At 40.7% G+C, this 20,549-nt stretch carries 16 protein-coding genes and 1 other RNA gene; 8 read left to right on the forward strand and 9 right to left on the reverse strand.

Translation table 11 applies throughout. The features are described from left to right. Positions 1–11: 11 nt before the first annotated feature. From trpD to F824_RS0109920, 3 genes are all read right to left on the reverse strand, one after another. Positions 12–1,022 (reverse strand): anthranilate phosphoribosyltransferase, encoded by a 1,011-nt coding sequence (trpD, locus tag F824_RS0109910; RefSeq protein ID WP_019597729.1) that lies wholly within the window; start codon positions 1,020–1,022, stop codon positions 12–14. 101 nt (positions 1,023–1,123) lie between these two features. Then, complete coding sequence (locus F824_RS0109915) at positions 1,124–1,690, reverse strand: anthranilate synthase component II (RefSeq protein ID WP_019597730.1); 567 nt, start codon at positions 1,688–1,690, stop codon at positions 1,124–1,126. A 55-nt stretch (positions 1,691–1,745) separates the two neighbouring features. Further along, positions 1,746–3,161, reverse strand: a complete 1,416-nt coding sequence (locus tag F824_RS0109920) for an anthranilate synthase component I family protein (protein WP_019597731.1) — start codon at positions 3,159–3,161, stop codon at positions 1,746–1,748. Positions 3,162–3,417: 256 nt separating this feature from the next. Here F824_RS0109920 and F824_RS0109930 point away from each other — a divergent pair, with 256 nt between their 5' ends. Then, positions 3,418–3,648: a hypothetical protein gene (locus F824_RS0109930; protein WP_019597733.1), complete on the forward strand. Its 231-nt coding sequence runs from the start codon at positions 3,418–3,420 to the stop codon at positions 3,646–3,648. 131 nt (positions 3,649–3,779) lie between these two features. Here the strand turns inward: F824_RS0109930 and F824_RS0109935 are convergent, their stop codons facing one another. Continuing rightward, a complete protein-coding gene (locus tag F824_RS0109935; protein WP_019597734.1) occupies positions 3,780–4,103 on the reverse strand; it encodes a hypothetical protein in 324 nt (107 codons plus the stop codon). A 141-nt stretch (positions 4,104–4,244) separates the two neighbouring features. On the opposite strand from F824_RS0109935, the gene ffs reads away from it, so the two are divergent. The 7 genes from ffs to F824_RS0109980 all read left to right on the forward strand — a co-directional run bounded on the left by ffs (position 4,245) and on the right by F824_RS0109980 (position 12,190). Then, an RNA gene (ffs, locus tag F824_RS27175) (signal recognition particle sRNA small type) lies at positions 4,245–4,331 on the forward strand. A 164-nt stretch (positions 4,332–4,495) separates the two neighbouring features. Beyond that, a complete protein-coding gene (gene fsa / locus F824_RS0109945; protein WP_019597736.1) occupies positions 4,496–5,155 on the forward strand; it encodes a fructose-6-phosphate aldolase in 660 nt (219 codons plus the stop codon). Positions 5,156–5,265: 110 nt separating this feature from the next. Then, complete coding sequence (locus F824_RS0109955; RefSeq protein ID WP_019597738.1) at positions 5,266–5,469, forward strand: hypothetical protein; 204 nt, start codon at positions 5,266–5,268, stop codon at positions 5,467–5,469. A gap of 1 nt (position 5,470) precedes the next feature. Then, the gene (locus F824_RS0109960) at positions 5,471–6,181 is read left to right on the forward strand and encodes a cell division ATP-binding protein FtsE (RefSeq protein ID WP_019597739.1); all 711 of its coding nucleotides are present in this window, start codon (positions 5,471–5,473) and stop codon (positions 6,179–6,181) included. A gap of 567 nt (positions 6,182–6,748) precedes the next feature. Continuing rightward, a complete protein-coding gene (locus tag F824_RS0109965) occupies positions 6,749–8,161 on the forward strand; it encodes a S41 family peptidase (RefSeq protein WP_019597740.1) in 1,413 nt (470 codons plus the stop codon). 516 nt (positions 8,162–8,677) lie between these two features. Further along, positions 8,678–11,230, forward strand: coding sequence for a TonB-dependent receptor (locus F824_RS0109970; RefSeq protein WP_019597741.1), 2,553 nt, complete (start codon positions 8,678–8,680; stop codon positions 11,228–11,230). Positions 11,231–11,740: 510 nt separating this feature from the next. Further along, positions 11,741–12,190 (forward strand): GNAT family N-acetyltransferase, encoded by a 450-nt coding sequence (locus F824_RS0109980; RefSeq protein WP_019597743.1) that lies wholly within the window; start codon positions 11,741–11,743, stop codon positions 12,188–12,190. A 425-nt stretch (positions 12,191–12,615) separates the two neighbouring features. On the opposite strand, the gene F824_RS25740 is transcribed toward F824_RS0109980, so the two are convergent. The 5 genes from F824_RS25740 to F824_RS0110005 all read right to left on the reverse strand — a co-directional run bounded on the left by F824_RS25740 (position 12,616) and on the right by F824_RS0110005 (position 20,543). Next, entirely contained in the window at positions 12,616–13,404 is a 789-nt protein-coding gene (locus F824_RS25740; RefSeq protein WP_139189774.1) for a hypothetical protein, read from the reverse strand. A gap of 4 nt (positions 13,405–13,408) precedes the next feature. Continuing rightward, on the reverse strand, positions 13,409–14,719 hold the full coding sequence (locus F824_RS0109990; protein ID WP_019597745.1) for a purple acid phosphatase family protein: 1,311 nt from the start codon (positions 14,717–14,719) through the stop codon (positions 13,409–13,411). Between the two features lie 67 nt (positions 14,720–14,786). Continuing rightward, positions 14,787–17,585 (reverse strand): TonB-dependent receptor, encoded by a 2,799-nt coding sequence (locus F824_RS0109995; RefSeq protein ID WP_019597746.1) that lies wholly within the window; start codon positions 17,583–17,585, stop codon positions 14,787–14,789. Between the two features lie 27 nt (positions 17,586–17,612). Further along, positions 17,613–18,698 (reverse strand): phytase, encoded by a 1,086-nt coding sequence (locus F824_RS0110000; protein WP_019597747.1) that lies wholly within the window; start codon positions 18,696–18,698, stop codon positions 17,613–17,615. Between the two features lie 192 nt (positions 18,699–18,890). After that, on the reverse strand, positions 18,891–20,543 hold the full coding sequence (locus tag F824_RS0110005; RefSeq protein ID WP_019597748.1) for a tetratricopeptide repeat protein: 1,653 nt from the start codon (positions 20,541–20,543) through the stop codon (positions 18,891–18,893). Between the last annotated feature and the right edge of the window lie 6 nt (positions 20,544–20,549).

A 20,549-nucleotide genomic window follows, 5' to 3' on the forward strand; every position in this document is an offset into this window, starting at 1 on the left:
CAATCTACACTTTAAGCGAATGAAACTGTTGTTTTGGGTTTTACCAAGGCATCAAAGACCTGAAGGGCCTTACCACTCATCAAGGCTTCCTCTGCCTCAGCGATAGCTTCCACAAAGGTCAATGAAGATTTGGCTGTTTGTAAGGCAGCTGCAGCATTTGCGATCACCACTGAGTTTTGGGCAAAAGTCCCTTTTCCCCTCAAAATATTCTCAAATATCGCTGCAGATTCTTTCACAGTTTCTCCACCCGTAATTTCGGAAGCATTGATCTTCGGCAATCCAAGATCCCCGGGACTGACCAACTTTTCTCCCTGATTGGAGATCATTTTGAAATCCCCGGTGAGGGAGATCTCATCATAGCCCCCGAGGGAATGGAGAATGGTAAAGTCTATTTTTTGCTCTTGGTAAAGGTACGCGTATAGCCTTGCCAACTCAAGACTAAAAACACCCACCAATTGTTTCTTTGGAAAGCTGGGATTTACCATGGGACCGAGCATGTTGAAGAAGGTTTTTACGCCCAAATCCTTTCTGATGGGACCCACATTTTTCATGGCTGGATGAAACAAGGGCGCATGGAGAAAAGAAATACCCGCTTCGTCCATACTCCTTCTGATTTTGTCGATGTCATTCGTGAATTCATAACCAAAATACGCCAATAGATTTGAAGAGCCACAAATCGAAGAAACTCCTGTATTGCCATGCTTGGCAACTGGCTGGCCTGCCGCGGCCACGATAAAAGAGGCTAGCGTGGAAATATTGAAAGTATCCTTACCGTCTCCACCTGTACCGCAAAGGTCAATGGCATCGTATTCAGATATTTCCACGGGGATACAAAGTTCAAGCATGGCCTCCCTAAATCCGCTCAACTCCTCCACCGTAATGCTCCGCATCAGATAGACAGTAAGAAAGGCAGCGATCTGGCTTTGGTTATATTGACCTGTGGTTATTTTTTTAAGCACTTCCTTTGCCTGATCCTTGTTCAGGGTCCGGTGTTCAAAAAGTTGATTGAGAATATCTTTCATGGTTGGATGAATAGTTGGTGTGTAAATGGTCTATCAGTGGGGGTTGTGGTTCGATAGTCTAAGATTTTTTTAATGTTAAGCTTTGGCTTGAAACATTGGTATTAGCTTTCAAGCCAGTTTTTCATCATCTGCTCTCCATGTTCGGTGAGCACACTTTCAGGATGAAATTGTAATCCACGGACCTTTTGGTCCTTGTGCCTGACACCCATGATCTGTCCATCCGGCGTCCTTGCAATGACTTCAAGATTAGGAGACAAGGTCTGCTCGTTGATCACCCAAGAATGATATCGGCCGATTTTAAATTTATCGGGAAGGCCTTGAAAAAGCAAGTCTTCCTCCACTTTCACTTCTGAGGCCAGGCCATGGACCACTTCTTTTAAGTTGATCAAATCTCCTCCAAAAGCCTCTCCTATGGCTTGGTGTCCCAGGCATATTCCCAAAATATCCTTTGTTTCAGAATATGTTTTCAGCAAATCGGGCATCACGCCTGCCTCTGCCGGCAAACCAGGCCCTGGGGACAGCAGGATTTTATCATACTCCTTTATTTTTTCCAGGGAGATCATGTCATTCCTGAAAATATCCATTTGTGGACCATAGCCAAGTTTTCGAATGATGTAAACAAGATTATAGGTAAAGGAATCGTAATTGTCGAGTACCAGTATTTTCATTTTTTTGAAAGATTCGTGTTTTTGATAGCAAAGGATTCAAGATTCCGTGTCTTGCTTAAATATTTTCTGCCGTCTTGAGTGCCACCCGTAGGGCTTCAAGTTTGTTGGTGACTTCTTGGAGCTCAGAGGCAATCGAAGATTTGGCAACAACGCCAGCACCAGCTTGAAAACGAAGTTGGTTTCCTTCCGAAACAAAGGATCGGATCAAGATGGCATGGTTGAAATCCCCATTGAAACCCAAGTACCCGATTGCTCCTCCGTAGAATCCCCTTGAAGTATTTTCAAGTCCATCGATCAATTCCATTGCCCTGTATTTGGGCGCTCCAGAAAGCGTCCCTGCTGGAAACGTATCCGCCACCAATTGGAGCGGATTGGTATTTTCCGGCAAGATTCCCGTCACTTTGGATACCAAATGGATGACGTGGGAATAGTATTGGATTTCTTTGAATACCTCCACCTCCACTTTTTCTGAGGAGCGGCTCAAATCGTTTCGGGCCAAATCCACGAGCATTACATGTTCTGAATTTTCTTTGGGATCATCATACAATGCCGTGGCCAGTTTGGCATCTGCCAAATCGTTACCCGTTCTTTTGAAAGTCCCTGCAATCGGGAAAATTGTCGCTTTTTGGTCCTTGATGACAATTTGGGCTTCGGGTGAACTCCCAAAAACCTTGAAAGAGCCATAATCGAAATAGAACAAATAAGGCGATGGGTTCACCGATCTCAGCGCCCTGTACACATTGAATTCATCCCCCTTAAAACGCGTGGTATAATTTCTGGAAAGCACAATTTGGAATACATCTCCCCTAAAGCAATGTTCCTGGCCCTTTTTCAGGATTTCCAAAAACTCCTCATCACTATAATTGGAAGATTCGTTTCCTTCCTGCCTGAAGGAATAGGCAGGGATATTTTTATTGTTCAGCAAGGTTTCAAGCTGGGACAATGTTTCCTCTGAATTATCACCTTCCAAAAAGTGCTCGAAAAGGTACATTTCATTCTTGAAATGATCCACCACGATCACGTTCTTATAAACGGAATATTGCATGATGGGAACTGCAGACGATTTGGTTTTAGACAAGTGAATATCCTCAAAATACGCCAAGGTATCATATTGCATGTACCCAAAAAGGCCATTGCTGATGAATTTGAATTTACTGTCCTCGTCTTTGAACCTTTTGGAAAAATCGCGAAGTGCATCTATCAGCTTTAGGTTGTCATCAACCGGGTAGGATTGGATTTCTCCAGATGGCAATTCTTCTTTCACCTCACCATTGTTAAAGGAAAAAGAGGCCAATGGATTAAAACAAATATAGGAGTAACTGTTTTCCTGACCATGGTAATCCGAGCTTTCCAACAGTATGGGATTGGCAAATCGATCCCTGATTTGTAAATAAATACTAACAGGAGTAATCGTATCGGCCAACAATTTTTTGTATCGGGTGATGATTTTAAATTTGTCTTTGGTGTTCATGGTTTGGATTAGATTTTTTATATAAAAAAAGGCCTACCAGGGAAAACCGGTAAGCCTTTATGTATACTTTACACAACCTATAAATTAGGCAACAGCAAACGGTCTTTTCCCGGAAAGAAAATGATTTTGCCACCACCAATATTGATTCTGTATTTTTTCCATATTTCTATTGGGACAAATATAAAGATGCATTCCTAGTAACAAAAAATTATTGTGAAAAAATTCCATTAATTTTGTGACCTAAACATTGACAAATATGAAATCAGCATTGCCACAATATTTCAAGAAGATTTTTGATGATTATAAAGTCTTGGTAAAAGTAGATCCTACAGATTATACAGGAATTGAATTGATCATCCATCCGAATGGAAAGGTCGAGAAAACGGAAATTGTATTTGATGAGGAAATTTTTGAAGACCTTGAAGAAGATGCATTCGAAAACTGCAGCCCTTTGGAATTCAACCTGCATCTCAATGGAATTGGGTAGGCCATTGCTTTAGGTTTTCAAGTCTTCGTTCAATTCCGGAAAAACCAAAGCTGGCTGCTTCACAGTAGGCAAAAAAAATCTTGGCACTTTTAGGTGCCAAGAAGTCAAACTTTTTTATTCAACAACCCGAATTATTTATCTAATGGGCTATTGTTGTTGTTGTTGTTGTTTTGAATTGGCATCTGAGGCTGGTTAGGCATCCAGGCAGGAGCCAATTCTCTTTCCTCCAATTTCACCAAAACTCCTTTCTCGAAAGTAGCCAAAACATAAAATTTATTGTCCCTTACCACTCTATAGGTTACGATCCCTCCATCGAGACCACTCAGGACAGCTTCTTTATTTTGTCTTAAAAACTTCTTCTCTGTCATTCCTTGTGAATATTCTGGGTTTGGACCAAACAAAGTGCAAGAGCCAAGCAATAAAAGGGTGAATAAAACAATCGAAGATTTTTTCATAATAATATTTTTATTTGTGCTTGAAAGTTATGCAAAAATTTTGCCAAAAAATATGCCTCTGATCAACAGGGACTTAAAAAAACACCTTCGAAAAAACATCGATTTTTTTGCAATGGATAGATTTTCCAGTACATTTGTGACCTAGCGGCACGACCAGCTCCTGCTTAATCCCCCAGGTCCGGAAGGAAGCAAGGGTAGGCAGTCGTAGCGGTGCGATGCCGCTTCTTTTTTTTTATTTTTGCTAGATTAATTTATCAAGGCCATATCAAGGCCTTTTTTTTGTTTTATCACCTATGTTCTTTTTACATTTCGTAATCTTTCGTTTTTTAAAACTTCCAATTTCTGATTAATCGTTTAACTTTGTCCAATCTTTAAACCATAAACCAACTTAGATGAAATTCTTTATTGACACTGCAAATCTTGACGAAATCAGGGAAGCGTATGACCTGGGCATATTGGATGGTGTAACCACCAATCCTTCATTGATGGCCAAAGAAGGCATCACCGGAGAAGAAAATGTAAGGGCCCATTACAAAACAATCTGTGATATTGTAGATGACAAAGTGAGTGCGGAAGTCATTTCCACTGACTACGAAGGCATGATCAGAGAAGGAAAAGAACTTGCGAAGATCGATGATAAAATCGTCGTTAAAATACCGATGACAAAAGATGGTATCAAAGCCATCAAGTATTTTAGCAATGCCGGAATCAGAACGAACTGCACCTTGGTGTTTTCCGCGGGACAAGCAATTTTAGCGGCAAAAGCCGGAGCAACCTACCTCTCTCCCTTTGTTGGAAGATTGGATGACATTTCCTTCGACGGCTTGCAATTGATTGAGCAAATTGTACATATCTATCGCACATATGAATTTGAGACACAAGTGCTGGCCGCTTCGGTGAGACATTCCATGCACCTGATCAAATGTGCCGAAATCGGTGCGGATGTGGTGACCTGTCCACTAAAAGTCATCACGGGTTTATTGAATCACCCCTTGACCGATTCGGGATTGGCTCAGTTTCTTGCCGACCATGCCAAAGCTGCAGGCAAATAAACATTCATGCAACTTTGATCATTTTGGGAAATCCTTTGGGGTTTCCCAAATTTGTGAGATCAAAAATACTTCTCTGACTTTCCTTGCGTTCATCTCTAAACACCTTTCCAATGTACATCATCAAAGTAAAGGGCAAAGCTAAAATACCAAACTACATCCAGATCAGGGACGAAAACTTTGTATTGGTTGCTTATTTCCGAGCGGATAGGCCGATGAAAAACATGGAGAAATTTGGTCTGGAAGGAAAAGAAGAGGCTTTGGAAGCATTGATACTTGGCCTTCCATTTGGTAAACTTCAAAAACTAGAACTTTAAAATGGATTTTTCCAGCGAACCCGTAATCCGTGTTAAAGATGCCTGCATCTTTCAGGGATTCAACGCCATACTTCAAAACGTTAATTTCTCCATAGCCAAAGATGAGTTTGTCTTCCTTATCGGAAGAACCGGAAGCGGAAAAAGCTCCTTGCTCAAAACCTTGTATGCAGACCTTGACCTTAAAATGGGCGAGGCAGAAATCGTAGGCTTCAACCTACAGAAAATCAAAAAAAACGAAGTCCCCTACCTGAGGAGAAAACTAGGCATCGTTTTTCAGGACTTTCAACTCTTTCCGGATCGATCCATCGCCGAAAATATCTTCTTTGTCATGAAAGCTACTGGCTGGAAAGACAAAATGAAAATGAAAAGCCGAATGGCAGAAGTCCTGATGCAAGTCAATCTAGGCGACTCTGCCACCAAAATGCCACACCAGCTTTCGGGCGGTGAACAACAAAGGGTTGTGATCGCACGGGCTTTGATCAACCAACCTTCAATTCTGCTGGCCGATGAGCCTACGGGAAATCTGGATCCGGAGGTAGCAGATGGGGTTTTCAAGCTTTTTCAGGAAATCAACAGTCAAGGTACTGCGATCCTCATGGCCACACACAACCATGACCTATTGCGGAAGTACCCTTACCGGGTATTGAAATGCGAAAAAGGGCAACTTCTTGACAGCAAGACATCAGATATCACCATCAACACCTCTTTTTGAGGTGTTTTTTTTACGGTTCTACCCATTCCCTTTTTTTAACCCGAATTCTAAGACAGCGGAAAAGTAACGTAAAGCATCTAACTTGATTGAGTTAGATGGAATATACAGTTGATTTCCCAATAGGATTGAAACTTTAAGAAAATCAGGTTGCTTGGAAAATAAGCCATTCTACCTATTCGGTGATGTCAAAACCAATCTTCAAATGACTGATTATTATTCATTTATATCCTGAAATTGAATTGATATTGCACAATACGGGTTTGATCTAATTGTGAGGTTTCACCAAATATCCATAAACCTAAAATATGCATCCCGTTTCCCAAGAGGATCGAAACTTCAGGAAAATCAGACTATTTGAAGGATTTGGCATGGTACCGATATGAAGAAATCAAAAATAGGGCACACCAGATTGATGATTAGGCAATAATTAAGTGGGAATGGAATTGGTTGCGCATAAAACGGGATAAAGATTTAATTAATAAAAATTCATTTATTTTTTTGTAAGATTTCGTTAATATTAAACCCTGGTTATGAAAAATTGGTTGAATAGAAAAATGGAATAAGAATATGAAAGTTTACTTTAGAAATTCCCTAAAAGCGCTGGTTTTGCTCAGCATTATTTTCAGCTTAAATTCCTGTAAGGACAAGGAAGAAGTGGAGCCGCCGATCGTTGCAGAAGATTCCCCGAATGTGGCCGTCAATAAATGGATAAAAGATGTAATGGACGAAGTCTATTTCTGGTTGGACGATATGAAAACCCCAATTGCATCGAGCTCCGATCCAGAAGATTATTACGAATCCCTACTCTTTAGACCCACGGATAGGTTTTCGGCAATCTACCCTGATTATCAGGAGTTGATCAATAGCCTACAAGGAATCAACAAGGAGGCTGGGTATGAGTTTTCCTTGGTAAGGGAAAGCAATGAAAATGAAAATGTTTTGGCTTTTGTCACCTACATCAAAAAAGGCAGTCCGGCTGCTTCAAAAGATATCAGACGCGGTGATGTGATCAACCAGATCAATGGCCAATCCATGAACCTCAACAATTACCGAACGCTACTTGGACAGATTGGAGATTCCCACAGCATCACTTTCCTGAGATACAACGCCGTTACCGGACAGTATTCAGCCCAGGCTCCGGTTTCTTTAGAGACGGTTTCTCTTGCTGAAAACCCTAATTTTCTGGATACGGTTTATACCATCAACAATCAAAAAATAGGCTATGCGGTGTACCATTTCTTTGCACCAGGCATCGATGGACAACCCACTCGATATGATGACCAGGCCGACGAAATTTTCGCGAAATTCAAAGCAGAAGGAATCAACCATTTAATCTTGGATTTCAGATACAACGGAGGTGGATTTGTATCCAGCGCTGTGAACTTGGCAAGTCTTATTGCGCCAAATGTGAAATCAACAGATGTTTTTTCCAAGACGAAATACAACAGCTTTCTGATGAGCTTTTCCCAATTTCAAAACAACAACACTCCTTTCAAAAACAAATCCCAAAATTTGGGGCCAATTTTATCCGGAAACAAAATTTACATCATCACCTCAAGCCGAACTGCTTCAGCCAGTGAATTGATCATCAATGGATTGAAACCTTACATGGATGTGGTTGTGATCGGTGGAAGGACTGTTGGGAAAAACGTAGGATCAATAGCGCTGGAGGATGAGGAAAACCCAAAAAACAACTACGGGATCTTACCGATTGTCACCAGAAGTTTCAACAGCCTTGACCAATCTGATTATGGAAACGGATTTCCTGCCGATGTAGAAGGAAACGAATTGAGCCAGCCTGTACTCCTACCTCTTGGCGACACCAATGAATACTTATTGAAGTTGGCCATTGGAAAAATCACCGCGCAACCTAGTGGCAGGATGAATTTGGTGGACAGACTGGATATCGGAAGTTCTATGGAATCAAAAGTGAGGTTTGGAAGGATGATCGAAGAGAACATCGAGCTTTTCGACAAATAATCAGAAGCAAGTTATTATTTTTCTCCCGTCGTAAAGAAATTTATGGCGGGAGTTTTTTTATTGTCACTTCAAACCATTTTTATACAATACCAATTTAATTCCAGCCTTAAACCAGAAATATGCATTGGCCTTTTTTAGGATATTGAAACCGAAAGAAAATTAGACAATTGGGAGACTAATTCCTGACACCGATATGGTGAAGCCTATAAAAGCCGACAACTAACTAATCAACAGATAAATACAGTATTGAATGGCATTCGTAATGCATAAAACGGGTTTTAGCACGTAATAATCAGTCTTTGTTTGCTACTTTTAACTTTGCCATATCAGCCCTCTACCCTATTATCCAAATAGTCTTATTTTCTTGCCGTTTCATTTTCATTGGAAAATCTGATGCAGATTTCGGGTTTTAATCCTCCAATATCATTTCCTTTTCATTAATTTTCGACGATAATTCTACGTCTTTGACTCAACTTGATTGCGTGTCTGATTGTAATAAAAATTTTACCTCCGTTTATGAAATTTCACTTTGCTGCATTCCTCATTTTTTTGTTTGGCATTGGGTTTTCTTCCGCGGCTCAAAATCATGGCGGCATCAGTGGTTCCATAAAAGACAAAAATGGGGACAGTGTTGCTGGAGCAACAATAGCAATTGCCCAATCTAAGAAAGGAACCATCAGCGATGCCAAAGGACATTTTTCAATCCAAAACATTGCGCCAGGTTCCCACGAAATCTCCATTAGGTATATTGGGTTCCAAACTCAAGCCATCTCATTTACAGCCGTTCCAGGGAGATCAATCACTATTGAAGTGATTTTGGAAGAATCCATTTACTCTTTGGAGGGAACGACTGTCACAGCCCAACGAAGAGAACAATCCATCTTAAATGTCCCTATTGCTGTTTCATCCACTGAGGGTAAATTTTTTGATGATTTAAACATTAGAGACCTTGATGCCTTTGCTGAATTTGTCCCCGGGCTTCAAGTCCAAGTACAAAGTCCAAACAATCCCGGTTTTGTCATCCGGGGAATCACTTCGGATAATGGGGATTCAAGAGTCGAGCCGAGGGTCTCCGTTTTTCAGGATGGGGTTTCCATTTCCAAATCCCGAGGATCGGTTGTCGAATTATTTGACATGGAAAGAGTCGAGGTCCTCAAAGGTCCACAGGGAACCCTCTTTGGGCGAGGGGCACAGATTGGGGCCGTCCATTTCATCCAAAACAAACCAACGAATGATTTTGGTGGTAAGATTACCGCCGGATATGGCAATTTCAATCAAAATCTGATTTCGGGATACCTCAATTTTCCTGTTTCCGAAAAGGCTTTTTTCCGAGCCTCCGGCCAATACAACAAAAGGGACGGCTATGTAGAAAATCTTGCCGGCGGAACACTCAACGGCAAAAATACCACCGCCTTGAGGGGAGCATTCCGGTATTTGCCCTCGGGTAAAACCACTATTGACATCATCACCAATTGGCAAAAGGATGATTATCCAGGAACTGGATTTGTGAGTGGTAGCTTGATTTCTCCAAACGAAAACATAAGCCCATTTGGTCCGGCCCATCTTGAAAAGGGAAGGGATCTTTTCTCCCTTCGGACAGTTTGGGGAAGCACGGTATTGATCGAGCATTCGCTTGGAAACGGCTGGTCTTTAAATAGCACAAGTGCATTTAGGGAGTTTTCTAACCAGGAAAGTCTTGATGCAGATGGGTCAGATATACCCGCTCTATCCTTTGGAGAAAATGCCTATGGCCGACAGTTCAGTCAGGAAATCCGATTCAGTACCGATGCTTCGCAAAAGCTTACTGGTTTTTTGGGCGGTAGTTTTTTCCATGAAAAAGGCAATCAGATGCTGAATTTTCAGACCAATGAAAATGCCATGATCGCCTTGCTGAGCCCTTTGGTCAGGGTCGCATCGGGAGGTCAATTTCCGACAATCCCTCTTTATGGACCAGATGGAAAGCCGTTTTTAGGCGCAAATGAAATGCTCTCCACCAATTTAGCCGCTCTCGGACTTCCTCCTTTCAAATCATTTCATGAGGAAAATTTTCAAAACTATGGACAAGTAAACGCCTTTGAAATCTTCGGTGATGGCACCTATCAAATCACCGATAAATTATCTCTGACAGCTGGTCTTCGGGGGACTTTTGAAAGCGTGAAAAATGGCTATGCGGGCAGGTATCTGGGAAGTCCTTCCACAGTAGGCTTACTCCTCGATGGGGCATTTGGTTCAGCGCCAAACCTGCTCATCGCCCCTACCGATGGAAGAATCGTCGGAGAGGGTGAATTTCTATCCTGGGTGGGAAGATTCATTGCTGGATACAAGATCAATGCATTCTCAAATGGCTACCTGTCGGTGTCCAGAGGGAGAAGACCCAATGTCATCCAGGTGACTGCAGAGGGCTCGGAAGAACTGGAGCAGGAAATTGTCGTTTCCTATGAAATGGGCTATAAATTGATGAGCGATAACCAAAGATTACAGTTTGATATCGCTGGTTTCCGGTATCACTATAGCAATTTCCAAACGCAGGTGATAGAAATCCAAGATGGAACGCTGCGTGCACTCGTCCGGGATGGGGGAAATGCCAGCGCGCTGGGACTTGAAACTTCCGTAAAATTCGCTTTAACAGAAAAAATTGGTCTTTTTTCCAATTATGGGTGGATCGATGCGGCTTTCGACGAAAAAGATTCAGAAGGAAGACCACAAATATTGGCTGGAAATAGGTTCAGATTGACACCCAAACACAGCTTTTCATTTGGGGGTGCCGTGGAAATCCCAATTTGGAAAAATCACCATTTCTTTTTTAGACCCTCCTATACTTACAAGTCTCAAGTGTTTTTTGAAGAGGAAAATCAACCCGGAATCGAGCAAAAAGCTTTTGGTTTATTGAATTGCCGGTTGGGGCTGAACTTGGAAAATGGGAAATATGAAATCGCCCTTTACGGCAACAATCTCTTGGGAGAACAATATCTGATTGATGCCGGAAACACCGGATTGGCTTTTGGTTTTCCGACATTTATTTCTGGTCCCCCTCGATTCCTTGGAGGACAGTTTACCGTTCGCTTTTGATTTTTTGACAAAGCATACACCCCTATTTAATTGTCCCGAAGTCAATATTTGACAAAAAAAAGGGCTCGATAGGGGTTAGTATTACCATTTCGTTAAGCCTTTATTATGAATCATTTATGCTTTTAATCTAACTTCCTATCTTGGACTATTTGTCATATTTTTGACTATCCCTACTTAATCCAATGAAATGGAATCTTTCTTCAGCCTTTTGTTTCTTATTGGCGCTTATTTCCTGACCTCTCTTGCTTTGGTTCAGGGATATATTCCATTTACAAATAGAATGGAACTGACAAGAGCCAAAAAAAGCTATCCCCTTTCATATCTAAGAAAAATCATGGGAATCAGCATATTGATTGCGTCATTCCTAGCTTTAATCATGTTTTATTTTTTCATTTATTCATCTGAAGCAATTTCTTAGAAGTTTTTCACCAACAATTTTTAGAGAAATCATTTTTTTTGGCCTAATTTCAGGCTGAAACAACTATTGACAAACCTCAAGCCGAAAACACTATGGATTATTTGATCAGACCTTGTGAAGAAAAAGACTTACCCGAATTGGTGCAACTTTGCGCAGCCCATGCGGCCCATGAAAAAGCCCAGTATTCTCCAGAAGGGAAATTGGAAGGACTGAGAAAAGCCATTTTTGGGGAAAATAAAAAATTGAATTGTTGGGTAGTGGACATCAAGGGAAAACTGGAAGGTTTCACCACCTATACCATTGATTTTTCCACTTGGGATGCCGCACCCTTTTTGTACATGGATTGTCTTTATCTCAATGAAAACTGCAGGGGAAAGGGAATTGGGCAAGAGATCATGAAGCGCATCCAAAAAGTCGCCAGAGAAGAAAAATGCGTGAATATCCAATGGCAGACCCCCGAATTCAATGTCCGAGCGATCAAATTCTATGTGGGTTTGGGAAGTACGGGTAAACAGAAGATGCGTTTTTTCCTAAAACCGTAAAACTCCTCCAATAAAAAAACAAATAGCATCTTCACTATCATGATGGGTAACCACTGAGTTCCCACTATCAAGTTCTATTTATTGACAAGTTGATTTTTAAATAGAACCCCCATTATTCAGATTTATTTTTCTATAAAAGGAAGAAAATAGAACCATCAAATGGGTAAAACATCTGGTCTACCCAAATGTTTTATCCATTTTTTCTGTTCAATTCTCCCCCTTGTGTCTGCCCTTTAAACCCATGTTATGTATTTCTAATTCTATTCCATCCTGGAATTAATTAATAATCAGTTTGTTATCTACAATTTTTATCTTCATAACATTATAAAATGCGTTATACTCCAAATAGTCTGGTTTTCTTAAAGTTGCAACACCTATTAAGAAACCTATTGCCTATTTCGGGTTAAATCCAAAACGGGCTGTTTTTATCTTACTCTTTCTTCCGTTTCCTTTTTGATACATCGATCCAAGAAGATCAGCGTAAGAGGAATACCAAAATGCGCTGCTCTGGACAACACTTCAGGATACATTCCCCAACCCAACTCTGTGATTCTTGAAGATGCTGTCACCAAACCCCAAAATGCCATCCAAAGCAAAAGCCATTTATTTCTGACAAAAAAAATGAACACTCCAAGTAAAATATCAAGCGATCCAATTATCTGTAATATTCTTTCTGCATGATGCTGGTCCAATTCGACACCTGCCAGATTTTGAAATGAAGTGATGAGATAATCCAGAAAATAGGGATGCAAGGAAACAGCTTCCATCCCATGGGTTATAAACGTGATACCTAAGCCCAAAACCAAAATAAAATAGATGATTTTTCGGGTATGGAAATCTTTTTTAACCAAAAGAAACAATCCCAGTGGAGCAAGTACCCTTGCGGCGTGCGCGAAAACTGTGCAGTCGGTAAATGGACTTCCGGCTTGTCGCTGGATCAAAACAGCCATGAACAAAAACAGAAATACGATGATCATGATCAAAACCTTCCCAGAACGGAAAAAAGTCACCGCTCCAATCAAAAGAAAAACCAAGGCTATGGCATTTTCAATTTTCTTGGCAGCGGCCTGATCAAGGCCATATTCCATAAAAAGAATTCCTTCAAGAGCACTTCCACTTCTTAACTGAAAATACACTCCAATGCACTGCAAGAGAATGGTAAATCTTAAAATCAACGTAGCCAAGCGTAGATCTTGCTTAGATATCTTGGTCATTTTTTCAATTGATTCTTGGTATCCTGCCGTAATAATCCAGCACATTCCCTTCAGGACCAATTGCTCTGACCACAAGGCTATCGGTTCTAAATTGGATCAAGTGGACATTATCGGCACTTTTCGCAAATCCAGGAGGTTGGATAAACCATCTTGTCGTGTCTGCTGTCCGCTGGGGGACACCTAATCCACCTTCTCCAATATATACAATTCCAGTTTCATCGGGTTTTCCGTTTCTAATCGGCAAGGTTCGTTTTAAAATATGCCCATCAGATTCACAAGCCAAGTCAATATTGTATTTTTCAAAAAGGGGAACCCATGCTTCACGGACTCTTTTAAAGGTATGTGCTTCATAATCTTTGACAACTGGATATGCAGGTCTATGAAAATGAGTGACCAGCCATCTTTTGTTTGGTCGATTTTCAGCCAATTGCTTTTCCAACCATACCCTTTGATTTCCAGCAACACTTATTTCGGTGTTGAGCGTTATCAAAGTCACCTGTGGAGAGAGTTGAGTGGTATAGTAATACCCAAAATTCTGCTCATCGGTAATGGTACTCAACCAAAAATTCTCCTGAAATCCAATGGCATAATCATGATTTCCTCTTGAAATGATCAAAGGAAGTAAACGATTGTCTTTCCCTACCACGATTTCATGATCCTCCAACCACCAAAAAAGGTGTCTCCATTCGGCTGTACTCCCATAATCTGCTCCGTGGGTAAACGCCAAAATCTCCTCGTTCTCATCCATCAAGGCTTTGATTCTCTTGTTCATATCTTGACGGCCTAAATGGGGGGTCCTTCCGGCATAGATCGGTTTTTCTCCACCCAATCTTGAATCTCCTCCCCATAAGATGCTGATTTGTCTATCATCCGCAGGTGCTGTCACAAAATAATATTCTTTAGAAAACTGTCCATCTGATTCTACTTTAAAATAGTATTTCATGGAAGGTTTTAGGTTTTTGATTTCGCCATGATGAAAATAACCGGTTGGAACCCCTTCCTCATAATCCATATCCAACATGGTAATTTCTCCATTTCTCTTGGATTTGACCTCAAAGGAATAGGAAATGTTATCGTCCTTCCTAGAAACCGTATCAAAGACAATCCTATGCATTTCCCCCTTGGAATGAAGCGTGGTCCAGGAAATAATTGCATGGTTGGAAGGCTGTTCGGTCCAAAGCACCCTGACATGCCTTGGTGCAGTTTCAGCAACTTCAATTTCTATATTTCGGTCGGATTGTTTATCCTTGCAGGAAACCAAAGTAAAAGCAAAAATGGCAAGCAAAAGTGATTGGAGGATTTGATTTTTTGGCATGTTTTAAAATTTTGATAAAAATAGCCTCAATTATTATTGAGGCTATTTTACTTAAGTGTTTTTTGAATTATTTAAACAAGTCGAATTTTACTCCAAAGTTGACTCGTGCATTGTAGAATTCTTCTTGGACAGTCCTTTCCCTGATTCCCTGATAATACCGAAGAGGTTGATTGGTCAGATTATTTCCTTCAGCAAATATCCTGAGATTTTTGCTGAAGGCATAAGAGGCATTGACATCCAGAAAAGTCTGGCGGTCATAATAGATATCACCAAAAGCGGAGTCTCCCAATTCATCTATATACCCACTAGCATGATTGACTGAAAGTCTCAAAACCAATTTTTCGGTTTCAAATGAAAGAGATCCATTGAACATGTTCCTAGCGGTTCCTGGAAGTTTGAGGGAGGTATTTTCTCTACCTTCAATCCCAGTTGTTTTGGAGTCGGTGAAGGTATAATTCACATAAATACCCAAACCTTTCCAGATACCCGGCAAAAAATCCAATTGCCTCTGAAATGCAGTTTCGATACCAAAGACATCAGCTGTACCGCCATTTTCAGGCTTTGATAAAAGAGCTACCTGGCCAAATTGAGGATCATTTACATTTACCAAAGTCCTTTGATAAATAAAATTATTGACGTCTTTGTAAAAACCACCCATGGAGAAGAGCCCCACGGATTGGAAGTAATTCTCAAACATCAAATCAAAATTCATAGAAGTGGTAGGCACAAGATCAGGATTACCACGCTGAAGTGATTCGGTGTCAGGACTGTAAACGGCATAGGGCACTAGGTCAAAATAATTTGGTCTTGCAATGGTATTGGTCCAGGCAAACCTTAAAATCCTATTGTCGGAGAAGTCGTACTTGAAATGTGCTCCAGGCATGAGATTCCCGTAACTGTCCTTTACATTTTCGGTAGGATTGGAGATTTCCTCTTCTTCATCAAAAGCATTTCCCCGATAATTGATCCCTGTGGTTTCATATCTCAAACCGAAAACACCTGACAGTTTATTGTTGAATTGGTAATCCGACATTACATAAGTAGCGGTGATCGTTTCCTGCGCGTTATAATTGCCTGTAATATATTCTCCAAGTGCATCTTCAAACTCAAATAAAGCGGGATTTTTAAGATCAAGATTTCCCAAAAAAGAACTGGTAACAAACCTACCTGGGGCGTATTGTGAACCATTTAAAAACAACCTTTCGTTCTGAATGCCAAAAGGCAAATCTCCCAATCTGTTTCCATCGGCACCTAGGCTTCCAAGGGGATCATATACATCATATGAATCTCTACGCTGTTTATTTTTGTTTCGAAGCCTGCCTCCAAATTTAAACATCCCTTTGTTCCCAGCAAAAGGAAGACTGAAATCCAATCTTGCATTTAAGTCTTCCTCAAAAGTATTGTTATTGGATTCAGATATTTCATTCAAGCCCAAACCCAATTCACTTTCTTGATTCACAAAAGTAGTCAGTGCTTTGAATGGATTTCTAGTATCTACCTGCATCAATGCATTGCCCCTATGGGTGATGTAGCGTTCGTTTGGTCGATTTTCTGAGGCTTTGGCATAGGTCGTATTCCAGGTCATTTTAAGACTGTTGAACAAATGATCACCGGACAGGGTCAAATTGGCAACTCTTTGATCTTCCAATCTTGTATTTCTCACCCTGTCATTGTCTATTCCACCCTTGGTTTGAATAGACGCTCTGCCTTGCAGTTGATATAAATTACTTGCCAGGGCATTGAAATTACCTGACTCAATGGGTCTTTCCAACCGATCCACGCGAAGTCTGTACCTATTTTCTCTATCATCTCTCCAATTGTACATCGCATTCAGCGTAATGGAGTGGTTTTTATTAATGTCGTAATCCAATGCCAAGGAGGAGCTCCTTCTAATCCTTTGCACATCATATTTTCGAAGATCAAAACGATCCATCACCACAGGATAATTGGGATTGTTTGTTTGCACCCATCTTGCTTCATAGTTGTCTGACCCAAATGTATGGTTGTTGTACGATCCGGAGAAAATGATGCCCAATTTGTCATTGGCAAACCTGTCTCCAATGATTACCCCACCCGTCCAGATCGGCTTATCTGAAAGTAAGTTCACTCCTGAAGCGGCGGTACCAGAAACCCTCAATCCATTTGGTGCCTTCCTGGTGACCAGATTTACAGATCCCCCGATAGCATCCGCATCCATATTAGGCAAAACTGCTTTATTCACCTCGATTGTCTGAATCATGTCGGCAGGAATAAGGTCCATTTGTACTCTTCTATTGTCTCCTTCAGCGGAAGGAATCCTTTCCCCATTGAGCGTAACGGAATTCAATTCCGGTGACATCCCACGGATGATGATGTCTCTGGCCTCTCCTTGATCATTTTGCATGGTGATCCCAGGAATCCTTTTAATGGCATCTCCGATGTTGGCATCCGGGAATCGTCCTATTTGATCAGCGGCAACGATATTGCTGATATTGGCATTCGTTTTTTGCTGGTTTAAGGCTCTGGCTTGTCCCTTGAGCCTATCACCAAACACGATGAATTCTGTGCCATCAATTGTTCCCTGGCTCATTTGGAATTTGATTTCCAATGTCTGGCCATTTTGCAAGACAATTTCCTGAGATTGTCCGGTGTAGCCCAAATAGGTTGCACCCACCCGATAATTCCCTGGAGACAGGCCTACCAAGGTGAAATCACCGTCTTGATTAGTAACCGTTCCTTTTGTTGTTCCCTGAATCAAAATACTAGCGCCGGGTAGTGAAAGGTTTTGAGCATCAATTACCTTACCTCTTAAAACAGCTTGTCCTAAAACCTCTTGAGAAAAGAGAAATAGACACAGCAATGTGAATACTTGGTATTGCTTTTTCATAATTTATGATTTTTACAATGTTCAAAACTATTTTCTTATTTTCAGAATATCTCCAGCCAAGTCCTCCCATCGATAGAAATGGAAGGTTTTATCATCTGACATAGCCACAAACAATCCTTTTGAGAAAGTGGTATTTAGCGGCAAACTGGTGACTTCCGATCCATCGCTGGATACTGCGGAGGTTTTGACAACCGTAATTAAATCGTGTTGATGTGGATTATTTTCGGATCCTTCTCTCGGAAAAACATGGAACTGATTCACTTCCTGATCTGAAACCAGGATATATCCAGTATTGTCGTCCAACTGATAGATTGAAATACCTTCATGGTCTTGGGTAAAGCCTGATGTCCCAAAAAGTGCTAGCTCTTCATTTCCTTTAGATGGATTGGCGTGGTATTTCCTAACCCCAACTCCTTCATCGGAGTAATAGACAAATCCCAATTGGTGATCCACAGCAATTGCCTCTATCTCTTTTTTTCCACTGTATTTTCCAAATTTCCGAACCAATTCAAGTTGAATCCCTGTATTTGCACCAATGATTTCGTATTGCCAGAGGTAACTGCCATCTGTGGGCCCATTCTTTCTCCCCGCAATGACATAATGCTTTTTATTGACTTGATCATGGTATACCGCTACACCCATTAGATCCCTGAATTCTGGGCCTGTTTCATCCTGATAAATCTCAATGCCACCAGCATTAATTTCTTTCATATCTGGAAGGCTATAAAACCTAAGCTTGGAGGTAAGCCGCTCACCAGTCACCGCAAAGTCCACAGTTTTATCACCTATGGAAAGACCGTATCCGACATCTACATTGTTGGGCCTTTGGAGATTTCGAATGACGAGGGAGTCGATGATTTTTCCTTCCAAATCAAAAACATATAGGGCACCATCCGCATCTTTGTCTGTTCCGATAATCAAACTTCTTGAGGGATCATCTGTATTGATCCAGATGGCTGGGTCGTCGGTATCATGATTGACGGAATCGGTGATGATTTGGGGTTTGATTACCGTTTCTTGGATCAGGTTGGCCTCGAGATCCTGGGGATTTTTGGATTGGCAACTGCTTAAAATAAGAGCAGACATCAAGCTGTAAGATAATTTTTTTAACATTTCTATCGATGGTTTTTGTTGGGTCAAAATTAGTAGACCAAACCATCGATCACCAGCCAATTACGTTATGAAAAAGCAACAATGAGAATTTAAAACGTTAACAAAACAGTTACACAGACCCCTAAAAATTGATTTAAATAATTGATTTACAGTATTTTATATAATATTAAAAATAGATTAACAAATCATTTCCTAAATACCGAGGATGAATTGTTGTAAACTTTCTCCTTTGGGAAGATTGAGTTTTTTACGCAATCTATAACGAGATATCCTTAAGCTTTCCGGAGATATCCCCAAGATGGAAGCAATATCCTTCGAACTCATATTCAATCTCATCAGGGAGGCCAGCCTTAGGTCGGAAGGTGTCAGGTGCTGAGAAAACCCATTGAGTTGATGGAAAAAATTTTCATGTACTTTTTCGAAGTTCTTTCTAAAACTATCCCAATCTGTGTCTTGGACAAAATTGAAATCAATCATTTTGATCAGGTTGCGGATTTTCTTTTTTTGTTCTTTGGAATCATCTTCCACTGTTTGTTGAAGTTTCTTTCGGATTTCTTCCAGAATTTTGTTTTTGTCAATTAAATGCAGCGTTTGTGCTAGAAGGGATTTTGAATTCAGCTCCAATTCATCGGCCATCTTTTGCTCCTTCAGTTGAACGTGGTACACCTCCTTTTCCATTAATTTCTGCTGATGGTAGAGATTTTTTTTCTGGTGAAAAAGCAATTCCTCCGCGGATTTGGATTTAATTTTTTGCCTGCTGTAAAAAACCAAACTTAATCCCAAAACCAACAAAGTCAGTAAAACAAGGAGAAATTTCAACTTTTTATCAAGGACCTGGCTGTATTTCAATTCCGAAATTTGTTGGTCTTTCAATTTCACATGAGAGAGCTGTTCCATAAGCGCAAGCTGCCGTGCAGATTCCAGGGAAAAAATTTCCTGATACACCATTCTGCTGGTATCCAAATAGGAAAGTGATGTTTTAAAGTCTTCTTTATCTTTGTAGATTTTGGAAATATCCCTCAAGGCACTGCTTTCTTGATAAATATCATTATAAAGTCTACTTATTTGAAGGGCCATGAGTGAATTGGTTAAAGCTTCTTCCAAGCGACCTTGCTTTCTGTAAATATCTCCGAGATTATTGATATTGCTTATCAGTTTAAGGCTATCCCCTGTTTGGAGGTTGAGTTGATAAGCTGCGTCAAAGTAAAAAAGTGCGGAGTCGAAATTTTCACTGTCCTCATAAATACTCCCCAGGTTTTCCATAATTTGTGAAGACAAGTATCCCATTTCCTGCCTCCGAAAAACACCCAAGGACTTCCATTGATAATAAAGTGCTTTTGGATAATCGCCTGATTTTTCATGCATGCTTCCAATCCACCCCAAGGACTTTGCTTGTCCAATTAAGTCGCCGCAATCAATTGCCAATTCATAGGCCAATTGATGCATTTCTAGGGAAATTTTCGCGTTTTTTGTCTTGTACAAAATCCTTCCCTGAAAGTTATAATTTTCCACCAAATAGTTTGCTGAACCAAAGGCTTTGAAAATATCCGCTGCCGCCAAGAACCTTTCACCAGATTCGGCATAAATCCCCTGTTGAAATAAAATTTCTCCAAGAAATTGAAGAATTAAACCTTCTGTAAGTTTGTCATCACTTTCCCCACTTACCTTTAGCGCTTCTGTCGCAAAATAATAACTGGAATCAGGAGCTAAAAACATCTTGGTTTTCGCTTGCATTAACAACCGCTGAACAGAAGCATTTTTTAATTGATCTTCGGCCCCCTCCACCAAAAAACACCAAAGCACCAAAACAACACCAAAAAGACCTCTCAATAAGCAAAAATTCATTCACAA

Source organism: Rhodonellum psychrophilum GCM71 = DSM 17998 (genome assembly GCF_000381545.1).
GTDB lineage: Bacteria > Bacteroidota > Bacteroidia > Cytophagales > Cyclobacteriaceae > Rhodonellum > Rhodonellum psychrophilum.

Coding starts and splice junctions, on each gene's coding strand:
- F824_RS0109990 (WP_019597745.1), bottom strand. CDS start 14,719: ATGCCAAAAAATCAAATCCTCCAATCACTTTTGCTTGCCATTTTTGCT.
- F824_RS0109980 (WP_019597743.1), top strand. CDS start 11,741: ATGGATTATTTGATCAGACCTTGTGAAGAAAAAGACTTACCCGAATTG.
- F824_RS25740 (WP_139189774.1), bottom strand. CDS start 13,404: ATGACCAAGATATCTAAGCAAGATCTACGCTTGGCTACGTTGATTTTA.
- F824_RS0110005 (WP_019597748.1), bottom strand. CDS start 20,543: ATGAATTTTTGCTTATTGAGAGGTCTTTTTGGTGTTGTTTTGGTGCTT.
- F824_RS0109935 (WP_019597734.1), bottom strand. CDS start 4,103: ATGAAAAAATCTTCGATTGTTTTATTCACCCTTTTATTGCTTGGCTCT.
- trpD (WP_019597729.1), bottom strand. CDS start 1,022: ATGAAAGATATTCTCAATCAACTTTTTGAACACCGGACCCTGAACAAG.
- F824_RS0109960 (WP_019597739.1), top strand. CDS start 5,471: ATGGATTTTTCCAGCGAACCCGTAATCCGTGTTAAAGATGCCTGCATC.
- F824_RS0109970 (WP_019597741.1), top strand. CDS start 8,678: ATGAAATTTCACTTTGCTGCATTCCTCATTTTTTTGTTTGGCATTGGG.
- F824_RS0110000 (WP_019597747.1), bottom strand. CDS start 18,698: ATGTTAAAAAAATTATCTTACAGCTTGATGTCTGCTCTTATTTTAAGC.
- F824_RS0109920 (WP_019597731.1), bottom strand. CDS start 3,161: ATGAACACCAAAGACAAATTTAAAATCATCACCCGATACAAAAAATTG.
- F824_RS0109915 (WP_019597730.1), bottom strand. CDS start 1,690: ATGAAAATACTGGTACTCGACAATTACGATTCCTTTACCTATAATCTT.
- F824_RS0109955 (WP_019597738.1), top strand. CDS start 5,266: ATGTACATCATCAAAGTAAAGGGCAAAGCTAAAATACCAAACTACATC.
- F824_RS0109965 (WP_019597740.1), top strand. CDS start 6,749: ATGAAAGTTTACTTTAGAAATTCCCTAAAAGCGCTGGTTTTGCTCAGC.
- F824_RS0109995 (WP_019597746.1), bottom strand. CDS start 17,585: ATGAAAAAGCAATACCAAGTATTCACATTGCTGTGTCTATTTCTCTTT.
- fsa (WP_019597736.1), top strand. CDS start 4,496: ATGAAATTCTTTATTGACACTGCAAATCTTGACGAAATCAGGGAAGCG.
- F824_RS0109930 (WP_019597733.1), top strand. CDS start 3,418: ATGAAATCAGCATTGCCACAATATTTCAAGAAGATTTTTGATGATTAT.